At 68.3% G+C, this 12,262-nt stretch carries 12 protein-coding genes; 1 reads left to right on the top strand and 11 read right to left on the bottom strand.

Translation table 11 applies throughout. The features are described 5' to 3' along the window. Positions 1-231: 231 nt before the first annotated feature. From LDL21_RS30000 to LDL21_RS06580, 8 genes are all read right to left on the bottom strand, one after another. Entirely contained in the window at positions 232-1,740 is a 1,509-nt protein-coding gene (locus tag LDL21_RS30000; RefSeq protein ID WP_225279167.1) for a substrate-binding domain-containing protein, read from the bottom strand. A gap of 86 nt (positions 1,741-1,826) precedes the next feature. Continuing rightward, positions 1,827-2,855 (bottom strand): PHP domain-containing protein, encoded by a 1,029-nt coding sequence (locus tag LDL21_RS06610; RefSeq protein WP_225279166.1) that lies wholly within the window; start codon positions 2,853-2,855, stop codon positions 1,827-1,829. Between the two features lie 2 nt (positions 2,856-2,857). Next, positions 2,858-3,439 carry a dihydrofolate reductase family protein gene (locus tag LDL21_RS06605; RefSeq protein ID WP_181698459.1) on the bottom strand — a complete coding sequence of 194 codons (582 nt, stop codon included), beginning with the start codon at positions 3,437-3,439 and terminating at the stop codon, positions 2,858-2,860. A 61-nt stretch (positions 3,440-3,500) separates the two neighbouring features. Then, positions 3,501-4,409: a bifunctional DNA-formamidopyrimidine glycosylase/DNA-(apurinic or apyrimidinic site) lyase gene (mutM, locus tag LDL21_RS06600; protein ID WP_225279165.1), complete on the bottom strand. Its 909-nt coding sequence runs from the start codon at positions 4,407-4,409 to the stop codon at positions 3,501-3,503. 1 nt (position 4,410) lies between these two features. After that, positions 4,411-5,130, bottom strand: coding sequence for a ribonuclease III (gene rnc, locus LDL21_RS06595; RefSeq protein ID WP_225279164.1), 720 nt, complete (start codon positions 5,128-5,130; stop codon positions 4,411-4,413). A gap of 22 nt (positions 5,131-5,152) precedes the next feature. Then, a complete protein-coding gene (gene rpmF, locus LDL21_RS06590; RefSeq protein ID WP_022565580.1) occupies positions 5,153-5,335 on the bottom strand; it encodes a 50S ribosomal protein L32 in 183 nt (60 codons plus the stop codon). A 2-nt stretch (positions 5,336-5,337) separates the two neighbouring features. Continuing rightward, positions 5,338-6,024: a YceD family protein gene (locus LDL21_RS06585; protein ID WP_067493375.1), complete on the bottom strand. Its 687-nt coding sequence runs from the start codon at positions 6,022-6,024 to the stop codon at positions 5,338-5,340. Between the two features lie 76 nt (positions 6,025-6,100). Next, positions 6,101-6,874, bottom strand: a complete 774-nt coding sequence (locus tag LDL21_RS06580; RefSeq protein ID WP_225279163.1) for a DivIVA domain-containing protein — start codon at positions 6,872-6,874, stop codon at positions 6,101-6,103. A 208-nt stretch (positions 6,875-7,082) separates the two neighbouring features. Between LDL21_RS06580 and LDL21_RS06575 the strand changes: the two genes are divergently transcribed. Beyond that, entirely contained in the window at positions 7,083-7,622 is a 540-nt protein-coding gene (locus tag LDL21_RS06575) for a GtrA family protein (RefSeq protein WP_225279162.1), read from the top strand. 85 nt (positions 7,623-7,707) lie between these two features. On the opposite strand, the gene coaD is transcribed toward LDL21_RS06575, so the two are convergent. The 3 genes from coaD to LDL21_RS06560 are packed head-to-tail and all read right to left on the bottom strand — an operon-like array spanning position 7,708 to position 12,155. Next, complete coding sequence (gene coaD / locus LDL21_RS06570) at positions 7,708-8,193, bottom strand: pantetheine-phosphate adenylyltransferase (RefSeq protein ID WP_181698456.1); 486 nt, start codon at positions 8,191-8,193, stop codon at positions 7,708-7,710. A 3-nt stretch (positions 8,194-8,196) separates the two neighbouring features. Beyond that, positions 8,197-8,760, bottom strand: a complete 564-nt coding sequence (rsmD, locus tag LDL21_RS06565; protein ID WP_225279161.1) for a 16S rRNA (guanine(966)-N(2))-methyltransferase RsmD — start codon at positions 8,758-8,760, stop codon at positions 8,197-8,199. Beyond that, positions 8,757-12,155 carry a pyruvate carboxylase gene (locus LDL21_RS06560; RefSeq protein ID WP_225279160.1) on the bottom strand — a complete coding sequence of 1,133 codons (3,399 nt, stop codon included), beginning with the start codon at positions 12,153-12,155 and terminating at the stop codon, positions 8,757-8,759. The genes rsmD and LDL21_RS06560 overlap by 4 nt, the downstream gene beginning before the upstream one ends. Between the last annotated feature and the right edge of the window lie 107 nt (positions 12,156-12,262).

Genomic DNA, 12,262 nt, shown 5'->3' with positions numbered 1-12,262 from the left:
CGGAGCGCACCGCTGGGGTGCCCGCCTGATCAGAGGGGCCGTCAAGGAACGTACCCCGCTACCGGAAAGTAAACCAGCATGTTGCTGGTTTTGTTGTACGCGATTCCCTGCCGCGACAGCAGATTCCGCCGTCACGGCCGGTCTACGCCGTACAGAGAATTGTCACGGCCGAGTCGCGCTGCGGACTACCGACGGCCGTAGCGCACTGAGCGACCGATCAGCACACTTCGATTACGGTTCGCATTCTGATCGCCTGGCCAACTCCAGGCAGGCGATGCCACCGAATTCGGCGACGACGAGCCGCCCGTCACCATAGACGAGATAGTCGACGAATTTCGCGGCGAGCGACCCGGCGGGCATGTCGCCGCCCGGGTAGTCGTGGAAGGCGAATTCCACCGAGTAGAACGGGTAGCTGCGGTCGGCCACATGGGTTTCGGTCGCCGGCTGCCCATCGATGGTCACCGCGCGCAGCCCCTCGCCGACGGTCGTCGCCTCGAGGTAGCCCACCGCGCCCGGCGTCGCGGCGACGACCTCGGCCATCTCCCCGGTGGAGCCGACCTCGCAGTGCACAAGTCGCGATCTGCCCGCACAGAATTCGGGCTGGTAGAGCGGGCGCTGCCAGTCGAGCAGGCGGGCTTCGAGGGCGTACCGCGACCCGGATCCGTGCTGGCGATCCACCACGACCACGGGCAGATCCGGACCACCGAGCATTCGCCAGTTGTCGATCTCGCCGCGGAACAGGCGCTGGATCTGCGCGGTCGACAGGTCGGCGATGCCCAGGCCGGGGTGGGTGACCACGGCGAACGGGGCCACCGCGAACGGAGTCTCGAAGAGGTCGGGGAAGGTGTCGCGCTTGGGGCCCTCGCCGATGGCGACGGTGTCGGGTGCGGGCTCGGGTTTGTCCAGCACGCGCAGACCGTCGCTCGTGCCGACGAAGTCGAACGTGAATCCGGCACCGGAGCAGTGGGTTTCGTAGTTCTTCGCGGCCTCGCGAACCATCTTCTCCATGGCGGTGGAGCCCACGAGGGTGAGGTTGCCGTCGGCACAGTAGCTCGGTTTGGGGTCCGGCCGCACGATCGAGAGAACCAGCTGAACGACCACCACGGCGACCAGAAAGCCGCACAGCGCGAGCATCTTCTTACTCGGCCCGGAGTTGCTCTCTGTCACCGCGACAGAGCCACCCTTGATGCTGCCCTCGACGAACGGAGCTTCCGGTTCACCGGATCCGGTCTCCCGGCGCAGAACCGCGAGAATCTTGTAGTGCTGCCCCCGCTCCAGCGGCACCTTCGGAAGGTCGATGATGCCGCGCGGCTGCGCACGGACGACCTCGTCACGTTGCGCCAGTGCGGAATCGGCGTCGAAATTGTCACGCTGTACACCGTTGGACAGTTCGTTGACCGCGAGCCCGATCACCTTGCGTTCGGGGAAGACCAGATGCAATCCCACCTCGCTGTTGGTGCGCGTCACGTAGTCGTCGTCACCGATGCGCAAGCTGCCCGCGTTCTCGATCCGCACCAGAACCAACGACAGCCGCGCCAGCTGCTCGTTGCCGCCCGCGCCCGTCGTGAGGTTGTGGAGCGCCCCTGCGAGCACCGATTCGGTTTCGCCGGTCACCGGCGTGTCCATCTGTACCCGGTACCCGACGCGTTTGCGACCGACCAGTACGAATTGCAGCAGGAAGGTTGCGGTGGCGACGGCGATACCGAGCACCGACAGCACGATCTCGATCGGAAAGTTCACCAGTCCCCCACACCACTCGTCCGAATCGAGTTGTATCAGAGGAGGACCCGCTGCCCGGCCGCCGACATCAGCTGTTGGGCAAACTTTCACCCACCGGATTCCGCCGTCCAGGCGAGCAGGTCGTCCAGCGGCCACGTGTTGACGACCCGATCGGCCGTCACCCCGTGCGCGACGGCACGTTCGCATCCGTAGCCCTGCCAGGACAATTGGCCCGGTGCATGAGCGTCGGTGTCGATGCTGAAGTAACAGCCGACTTCGACGGCGAGGTCGATCAGCCGCCCGGGCGGATCGCGGCGTTCGGGGCGGCTGTTGATCTCCACGGCTGTGCCGTACTTGCGGCAGGCCTCGAAGACGAGCTCGGCGTCGAAGCTGGATTCGGGGCGGGTGCCGCGCCCGCCTTCCACGAGCCGGCCGGTGCAGTGGCCGAGCACGTCGACATTCGGGTCGGCCACGGCGTAGACCATGCGTTTGGTCATGGTCGCGCTGTCGTCGCGCAGGTGTGAGTGCACGCTGGCGACCACGATGTCGAGCCGTTCGAGCAGATCGGCGCGCTGGTCGAGGGCGCCGTCGTCGAGGATGTCGACCTCGATGCCGGTGAGAATGCGGAAGGGGGCGAGTTCGTCGTTGAGTTCGGCGATCACGTCGAGTTGGCGCAGCAACCGTTCGGCGGACAGCCCGTTGGCGACTTTCAGGCGCGGGGAGTGGTCGGTGAGCGCGCAGTACTCGTGGCCGAGTGCGGCGGCCATGCGCATCATCTCGCCGATCGGGCTGCCGCCGTCGGACCAGTCGGAGTGGGTGTGCAGGTCACCGCGGAGGACAGTGCGTAGGGGCTCGCCCGCGGGGCCGATGGGTTCGGCGGCGGCGCGCAGGTCGGCCAGGTAGGCGGGGATCTCACCGGCGCAGGCCTGTTCGATGACCGTGGCGGTCTTGGGTCCGATACCGGGCAGGTCCTGCCAGCTGTGTTCGGCCGCGCGCGAGGATCTTTCGTCCTCCGACAGCCCCTCGACGACGTCGGCGGCCCGCCGGTAGGCCTTCACGCGATGGGTCTGGGCGCGCGATCGTTCGAGCCAGAACGCGATCTCGCGCAGGGCGGCAACCGGATCGAGGCCCGTCATCGCTACCGGATCCGGCCGTACTTGAGGAAGGCGACACCGTCGGAGTACACCCGGCTGGTGATCACCCGGAAGCGTTCGGGCTCGGGCAGTTTCATGCCACCACCGAACAGCGGCCTGCCGGTGCCGAGCAGCACCGGATACAGCTTCAGGAACACCTGGTCGATCTCGGGCAGCAGGGTCTGGGCGAGTTCACCGCCACCGCAGAGCCAGATACCCAGGCCTGCTTGCTTTTTCAGATCGCGCACCGCCGCGATCGGATCGCCGGATATCACCTCGACGCCGGGCGCGGGCGGCTCGGGCATCGTGGTCGACACGACGAACTGGCGCAGATGCTCGTACGGGCTCGCGGTGCCGGTGCGTACTCCGAAGTCGTGGGCCTTGCGGCCCATGATGACGGTGTCGAAGTAGATATTGCCCGCCGCGACCCCGCGCGCCTCGCGCACCTTGGTCGGCAGTGTCTCCGGGTATTGCGAGATGATCGATGGCACGTGATCACCGCCCACCGGGAAGAAGTCCACCGACCCGTCCTCGGCGGCGATGAAACCGTCGATCGTCGATGCCACGAAATACGTCAGCTTGCGCATACCCGTCCTCCTGGGACCCCACCTGCGGCAGATCTGTCAGGGAAACGGTATCGCGCCGCGATCAGCGTCGACGCGGCTTCCGCTGACACGTCGGACAGGAAAACGACGACCGATTCATGAACTGTTCACGGATCAACAGGGCACCGCAGCGATCGCACGGTTCGTTCTCGCGGCCGTAGGCGGCCAGTGACCGGGAGAAATACCCGGATTCGCCGTTCACGTTCACATACAGCGCGTCGAAGGAAGTGCCGCCGACGGCCAGTGCCTCGGTCATCACGGCAGTGACCGCATCGAGCAGGGTGCGCAGCGCGGGACGGGTCAGGCTCGCGGCGATCCGGGTGCCGTGCAGCCCGGCCCGCCACAGCGCCTCGTCGGCGTAGATATTGCCGATGCCCGATACCACGGTCTGATCGAGCAGCACCCGTTTGATCTCGGTGTTCTTGGACCGGATCGCGGCGACGACAGCTTCGCGATCGAAACGCGGATCGAGGGGGTCGCGGGCGATGTGGGCGACGGTGTCGGGGACGATGCTCCCGTCGACCTCGACGAGCCCGGCCAGCGACCACCCGCCGAACGTGCGCTGGTCGACGAACCGCAATTCGGCGCCGTCGTCGAGGATCGCCCGGATATGGGCGTGCTTCTCGACCGGCGCCGCGGCGGGTTGCACCAACATCTGGCCGCTCATCCCCAGATGCACGACCAGGGCCAGATCCATTGCGGCTGCCGACGCGGGGTCGCCGCTGTCGGTCCGGTGCGGCCGGGCCTCGTCGAAGGTGAGCCAGAGATACTTGCCGCGCCGGTGAGCGGCGTCGATTCGCAGCCCGGTGAGCTGCGCGGACAGGTCGGCCGGACCTGCCACATGCCTGCGCACAGCACGCGGATGGGTGACGGTCACGTCCTCGAGGACCCGGCCGACGGCGTGCTCGGCCAGACCGCGCCGCACCACCTCGACTTCGGGAAGTTCCGGCACGTCAGGCTTGGGCGGCTTCGTCCGCGGCGGCGGTCTTCTCGGTGAGCGCCTTGTAGGCGGCACCGGCGGCCTTCTGCTCGGCTTCCTTCTTGGAGCGGCCGACACCCGAACCGTACGGATTCCCGGCGATCACCGTGGTGGCGGTGAACTCCTTGTTGTGATCCGGGCCGGTGGAGGTGATCTCGTAGGCGGGCACGCCGAGACCGCGTTCGGCGGTGAGTTCCTGCAAGCTGGTCTTCCAGTCGAGGCCCGCGCCCATGCGTGGACCGCGCTCGAGGAGATCGGCGAACAGGCGAAGCACCACACCACGCGCGACCTCGATGCCGTGCTCGAGGTGCACCGCACCGAGCAACGACTCCATGCCGTCGGCGAGGATGCTCGGCTTGTCGCGGCCGCCGGTGAGCTCTTCGCCCTTGCCGAGCAGCAGGTATTGACCGAGTCCGCCGTCGCCGAGGCCACGCGCCACTTCGGCGAGCGCGTGCATGTTCACCACACTGGCGCGCAGCTTCGCGAGTTCACCCTCGGACTTCTCCGGGTGCTCGGTGTAGAGGCGTTCGGTGATGCTCAGGCCGAGCACCGAGTCGCCGAGGAATTCCAGGCGCTCGTTGGTCGGCAGGCCACCGTTCTCGTACGCGTACGACCGGTGCGTCAGCGCGAGGCGCAGAAGCTCCGGTCGTACGTCGACACCGAGGGCGGCGAGGAGACTGGCGTGATCGGTCACGTCGCTACGTTTGATCGGGCGATCAGACAGCAGCGGTGACCTGGCGGCCCTTGTAGGTACCGCAGGACGGGCACGCGATGTGCGGGAGGGTCTTCTCACCGCAGGCACGGTTCGGGCAGGTGACCAGGGTCGGCGCAACGGCCTTCCACTGGCTGCGCCGCGACCGGGTGTTGGAACGGGACATCCGGCGCTTGGGAACAGCCACGGCTACTTCTCCTCTTGGTTTTCGCTGACCACACGGGCGTCGTCTGCCCCGGGAGCGGATCGGTCTTGGGGGGTGGAACCCTCGGCGGGATCGCCGGTGCCGGGCGCCTCGGTGGCGAACGATGCCAACTTGGCCCAGCGGGGATCCAGTATCTCATGCCCATGATCGGGACCGGCAATCGCCATCCGCACACCGCATTCGGGGCACAGGCCCGCGCAGTCCGGCGTGCACAGCGGCTGCAGCGGAAGCTCCAGCCCGATGGCGTCGAGAATCACCGGCTCGAGGTCGATGAGGTCGTCTTCCATGCGGTAGACCTCGGCGTCCTCGGTCGTCTGCTCGGTCTTGCTGTCCGGATACGCGAACAGTTCCGTCAGACGAACCTCGACCCGGTCTTCGAACGGCTCGAGGCAGCGCGAGCACTCCCCGACCGTCGGCCCGGACACCGTGCCGGTGACCAGCACACCCTCCGAGACCGCCTGCAGCTGCAGGTCCAGGTCCACCTCGGCGTCGGCCGGGATGGCGATCAGGTCGAGACCCATCCGCTCGTGCTCGGTGGCGGTGCGCCGCACCTCCCGCATGGTTCCCGGCCGACGGCCGAGATTGCGGACATCCAGCACGAAACCCGCGTCGGACACAGGACCGTTGCTGGTCTTGTGCGGACGCGAAGGCGAACCGGAACGGGCGGACATCACAAACTCACTTCTGCTGAGGGGATCGTGGGCAACCACTCAACAGTAATGCAGGACCCCGCCCGAATTCAAAACGTCACCGACGGTGCTCGGCGGCGTATTCGGGATAGTCGGGCGCCGGAGCGCCGCGCATGTGCCTGCGGCCCCGGGTGATCGTGCGCCGGGTGGTGGTGAGCGTCTCCTCGAGTGCGGCGAGTTTGCCGTCGAATTCGGCCATCCGCTGATCGACGTATTCGTCGCATTCGGCGCGGACCCGGTCGGACTCGGCCTGCGCCTCGTCGATCAGGCGCGCGGACTCGGCGTGCGCGGCCCGCACGACCTCGGTCTGCGAGACCAGGCGGGCCTGCTCGGCCTCGCCGTCGGCGACCGAGCGCTCGTAGGAGGCCTTGCCCGCCTCGATGGCGCGGTCGGCGTCGATCTGGGCGCGGCCGGTGAGTTCGTCGTATTCGGCGTTGCCGTCGGCGACCACCTGGTCGGCCTCGGCCTGCGCGGCGGCGACGAGCCGGTCGGCGTGCGCGGTGGCCTCGGCGACCATGCGGTCGGCGTGGGCTTTGGCGTCGGCCAGGATCCGGTCGGCCTCGGCGCGCGCGTCCTCGACGGTGGTGCGGGCCCGCTCGTTGGCCGAGGTGATGGTGGTCTCGGCGCCCGCGCGAGCGTCGCCGACGATCTTGTCGCGGTGGTCGAGTACGTCCTGGGCGTCGTCGAGTTCGCCGGGTAGGGCGTCCCGGACGTCGTCGAGCAGCTCGAGGACATCACCTCGGGGCACGATGCAGCTGCGGGTCGGCGGGATGCCGCGCGCCTCCTCGACGATGGCGACGAGCTCGTCGAGTGCTTCGAATACGCGATACATGCTCACTACCCTCCTGCGGACTCACGGCGAAAAACGGCTACCGCCGTGCCCAGTCTGCCCGTGATCGGCCGGTGTGCCGAATGTCGGCGCGGTGTGTCGCGACAGTGTCCGAGATCGCACAGATATCAAGTGGAGTGCAACCCTCCACTTCGCTACGATCGAAGGGCACGACAACGGCGTCGACGCCTGTACCGCGATCGGAGCGATCATGACCGTCCTGGAAACACCGAAGTATCCGGTGACGAGCGTTTTCACACCCTGGTTCGCCCCGTACCCGACGACGATGCCCGCCGCACCCGCGGCCCGGCCCCGGCTCGACCGTGCCCTCGAGTACCTGCGCGGCGACCATGCCTTCCCCCAGCTCATCCGGTTCGCCCTGGTCGGCGGCGCCAGCAATATCGCCTATGTGCTGCTGTTCTTCACGATGATCGGCACCGGCCCGCTGGTGGCCAATGTGGCCGGCTCGATCGTGAGCACCGTGATCGCCAACGAACTGCACCGTCAGCTCACCTTCCACGCCACCGATCGCGTCGGCTGGTTCACCGCACAGTGGGAAGGTGGTGGGCTCGCCCTGCTCGGGCTGGTCATCACGACCGCGAGCCTCGGCGCGCTCGGCGTCTGGGCACCCGGCCTCGGCGATGTCGCCCAGGCGCTGGCCGTCCTCACCATCACCGCCGCCGTCGGCGGCCTGCGCTTCCTGGCGCTCAGAGGCTTGTTCCGCCTCTCCGCGAATTCAGGCCAGGCTTAGCACGGGCGGAATTGCGTCGGCGGCCAGACGAAGGTGAGTGGTCGCCGGAGCCGGTGCCCGGCGAGATACCCATGTGCTCGCGAGATCAGTTCTTGCGTTCCGCGAGGCGGTCGAGGAGGCGCTTGTGGACCGCGGGTGGGAGCATATCGCTCACGTCACCGCCCAGGGCTGCTACTTCCTTCACGAGGGAACTGGACAGGAAGCTCAGCGAAGGGTTGGTGGCGATGAAGAAAGTGTCGACACCGGCCAGTTTGTGGTTCATCTGCGCCATCTGCAGTTCGTAGCCGAAGTCGCCCGCGTCGCGCAGACCCTTCACGATCGCGCTCACGCCTTCCTTCTTGGCGAAGTCGACCGTGAGGCCCTGCCAGGAGGCGACGCGCACGTTCGGCAGGTGCGACACCGATTCGCGCAGCAGTTCCATGCGCTCCTCGACGGTGAACATCCCCTGTTTCTTGGGGTTCACGTTGACGGTGACGATCACCTCGTCGAACTGTGCGGCCGCGCGGGCGAACACGTCGAGGTGACCGTTGGTGACCGGATCGAAGGAACCGGGGCACAGTGCTGCAGCCATGACTCAGACGCTAGCACCGTATTCGGCGAGCTCGATCCTGGTCTCCCCGTATTTTCGCGCCTTCAGCACCGAATACCCTGCGGGCCAGGTGATTTCGGGTGAACGGATCGAGCGTTCCACCACGACCAGCGCCTCGGGTGCCAGCCAGCCGTGTTCGGCGAGGGCACGCAGGTCGGCGGTGACGTCGTCGGTGCTCACGTCGTAGGGCGGGTCGGAGAACACTACGTCGTACGCCACGGGAGCCGGACGAGCCAGTACCGAGGAGACGCTGCCGAGCCGCAGTTCGGCGCCGGGCAGGTTCAGCTCGGCGATATTGGCGCGCACCACCGCACCCGCTTTGCGATCGGCCTCGATCAACAACGCCTGGGACGCGCCGCGCGAGAGGGCTTCCAGCCCGAGCGCGCCCGATCCGGCGTACAGGTCGAGTACCCGTGCGCCGTCGAGGTCGAGCCGGGCGTCGATGGCGCTGAACAGCGCCTCGCGCACCCGGTCGGAGGTGGGCCGGGTGCCCGCAGGCGGCACCGTGAGGCGCCGCCCGCCGGCCACACCGGCGATGATGCGGGTCATTCCGACTCGCGCGCGGCCAGTTCCACCAGCAGATCCCCACCTTCGACCTGCTGCACCTTGGCGGTGGCGATGCGGCGGACCACACCGGCGCGCGGCGCGGTGATGGCCGCTTCCATCTTCATGGCCTCGATGGTGCCGACGGTGTCGCCTGCGTTGATGGTGTCGCCCTCGGTGACCGCGAGGGTGACCACGCCGGCGAACGGGGCAGCGATGTGGCCGGGGTTGTTCTTGTCGGCCTTCTCGGCGGCAGGCACCTCGGAGGCGACCGACCGGTCGCGCACCGCGATCGGGCGCAGCTGCCCGTTCATGATGCACATGACCGTCCGCATGCCCTTCTCGTCCGGCTCGGAGATGGCTTCCAGGCCGATGAGCAGGGTGACGCCCTTCTCCAGCTGCACCCGGTGCTCCTCGCCGCGGCGCAGACCGTAGAAGAACTGGTTCTCCGACAGGCCGGTGGTGTCGCCGTACTTCTCGCGGTGGGCCAGGAACTCGGCGGTCGGGCCGGGGAACAGCAGCCGGTTGAGGGTGGCGCGCCGTTCTTCGGCGGTGCCGTCGAGCCCGGCCTGATCGGCTGTGGTGAGCGGGGTTTCCGGCTTGGGTTCGCTGCGGCCGGCCAGGGCCTTGCTCCGGAACGGTTCGGGCCAGCCTCCGGCCGGTTCGCCCAGTTCGCCGCGCAGGAAGCCGATCACCGAGTCCGGGATGTCGTAGCGGCCGGGGTCGGCGGCGAAGTCCTCGATGTCCACGCCGGAACCGACCAGGGCGAGGGCCAGGTCGCCGACCACCTTCGACGACGGCGTCACCTTGATGAGGCGGCCAAGCAGCCGGTCGGCCGCCGCGTATTTGGCCTCGACCTCCTCGAACCGGTCACCGAGGCCGAGCGCGATCGCCTGCTGACGCAGGTTCGACAGCTGACCGCCGGGGATCTCGTGGGTGTACACGCGCCCGGTCGGCGCGGGCAGACCCGACTCGAACGGCGCGTACACCTTGCGCAGCGCCTCCCAGTACGGCTCGAGATCGCACACGTTCTGCAGGTTCAGGCCGGTATCGCGCTCGGTGTGCGCGGCCGCGGCGACGATCGCCGACAGCGCGGGCTGCGACGTGGTGCCCGCCATCGCGGCGCTCGCGCCGTCGACGGCGTCGGCGCCGGCCTGCCAGGCGGCGAGGTAGGTGGCGAGCTGACCGCCGGGAGTGTCGTGGGTGTGCACGTGCACCGGCAGGTCGAAGTTGCTGCGCAGCGCGGTGACCAGCTTCGCGGCCGCCGGTGCGCGCAGCAGACCGGCCATGTCCTTGATGGCCAGGACGTGGGCACCCGCATCGACGATCTGCTCGGCCAGCTTCAGGTAGTAGTCGAGGGTGTAGAGCTGCTCATCGGGGTTCAGCAGGTCGCCGGTGTAGGACATGGCGACCTCGGCGATCGAGGTGCCGGTCTCGCGGACCGCGTCGATGGCCGGGCGCATCTGGTCGACATTGTTGAGCGCGTCGAAGATGCGGAAGATGTCGATGCCGGTGGTGGCGGCCTCGGACACGAACGCCCGCGTCACCTGCTCCGGGTACGGCGTGTAGCCGACGGTGTTGCGGCCACGCAGCAGCATCTGCAGACAGATGTTCGGCACCGCCTCGCGCAGCGCGGCGAGGCGCTCCCACGGGTCCTCGTGCAGGAAGCGAAGCGCCACATCGTAAGTCGCGCCGCCCCATGCCTCGATCGACAGCAGCTCGGGAGTGAGCCGGGCGACGTGGCCCGCCACACCGAGCAGGCCGTTGGTGCGCACCCGGGTGGCGAGCAGCGACTGATGTGCGTCGCGGAAGGTGGTGTCGGTGACACCGACGGCCTTCTGGTCGCGCAGAGCCTTCGCGAAACCTTCCGGTCCGAGGGCGAGCAGACGCTGGCGCGAACCGTCCGGCGGCGGCACCGTCAGGTCGACGGCGGGGAGCTTGTCGTACGGGTACACCGTGGTCGGGCGGTCACCGTTGGGCTTGTTGACGGTGACATCGGCCAGATAGGTCAGGATCTTGGTGCCACGGTCGGCCGAGCCGCGCGAGGTGAGCAGCTCCGGTCGCTCGTCGATGAACGAGGTGGTCACCCGGCCCGCCTGGAAATCGGGGTCGTCGAGCACCGACAGCAGGAACGGGATATTGGTCGTCACGCCACGGATGCGGAACTCGGCCAGCGCGCGGCGGGCACGCGCGGCGGCGGCGGGCAGGTCGCGGCCGCGGCAGGTGAGCTTGACCAGCATGGAGTCGAAGTAGGCGCCGATCTCCGCGCCCAGGTTCGCGCCACCGTCGAGACGGATGCCCGCGCCGCCGGGCGTGCGGTAGGCGGTGATGCGGCCGGTGTCGGGACGGAAACCGTTGGCCGGGTCTTCGGTGGTGATGCGGCACTGCAGCGCGGCGCCGCGGATCGCTACCTTGTCCTGGCTCAGGCCCAGGTCGGCGAGGGTTTCCCCGGCGGCGATGCGCAACTGCGACTGCACCAGGTCGACATCGGTGATCTCCTCGGTCACCGTGTGCTCCACCTGGATACGCGGGTTCATCTCGATGAACACGTGGTTGCCGCGCTCGTCGAGCAGGAACTCGACCGTGCCCGCGTTGCTGTACCCGATCTGGCGGGCGAAGGCGACGGCGTCGGCGCAGATCCGCTCGCGCAGCGCCGGGTCGAGGTTGGGGGCGGGCGCGAGCTCGATGACCTTCTGGTGGCGGCGCTGCAGTGAACAGTCGCGCTCGAACAGGTGCATCACATTGCCGTGCTGGTCGGCCAGGATCTGCACCTCGATGTGGCGCGGGTTCACCACCGCCTGCTCGAGGAACACCGTCGGGTCGCCGAAGGCCGACTCGGCCTCACGTGAGGCGGCCTCGATCGACTCGCGCAGCTGCTCCGGCGCGGCGACCCGGCGCATACCGCGCCCACCACCACCGGCCACGGCCTTGACGAAGATCGGGTACTCGAGCTGCTCGGATGCAGCGAGCAGCTCGTCGATGTCGGCACTCGGTTCGCTCGACTTCAGCACCGGCAGACCGGCGGCCCGCGCGGCCTCGATCGCGGTCGCCTTGTTGCCCGCCATTTCCAGCACCTGCGCCGACGGGCCGATGAAGGTGATGCCCTCGCGTGCGCAGGCCGCGGCGAGGTCGGGGTTCTCCGACAGGAAGCCGTAGCCGGGGTAGATGGCGTCGGCGCCCGCGCTCTTGGCCGCGTCGATGATCGCCTCGATCGAGAGGTACGCCCGGACCGGGTGCCCCTCCTCGCCGATCTGATACGACTCGGCCGCCTTCAGCCGGTGGACGGAATTGCGGTCCTCGTGCGGAAAGACCGCGACCGTTCCGATGCCGAGTTCGTAGGCCGCGCGGAAGGCACGGATAGCGATCTCGCCGCGATTGGCGACCAAGACTTTCGAGAACATTGGACCACGGTACCCGGCCGCACCGACCCGTCCGGCACGCAAGGTGGGTTCGCAGCATTCTTCACCGCCGCCCCCGCCCACCTGCGAACCGGCGGTTACGCGGCCGT

Source organism: Nocardia rosealba, assembly GCF_020216065.1.
Lineage (GTDB): Bacteria > Actinomycetota > Actinomycetes > Mycobacteriales > Mycobacteriaceae > Nocardia > Nocardia rosealba.
This window is presented reverse-complemented; position numbering and strand designations above follow the sequence as displayed.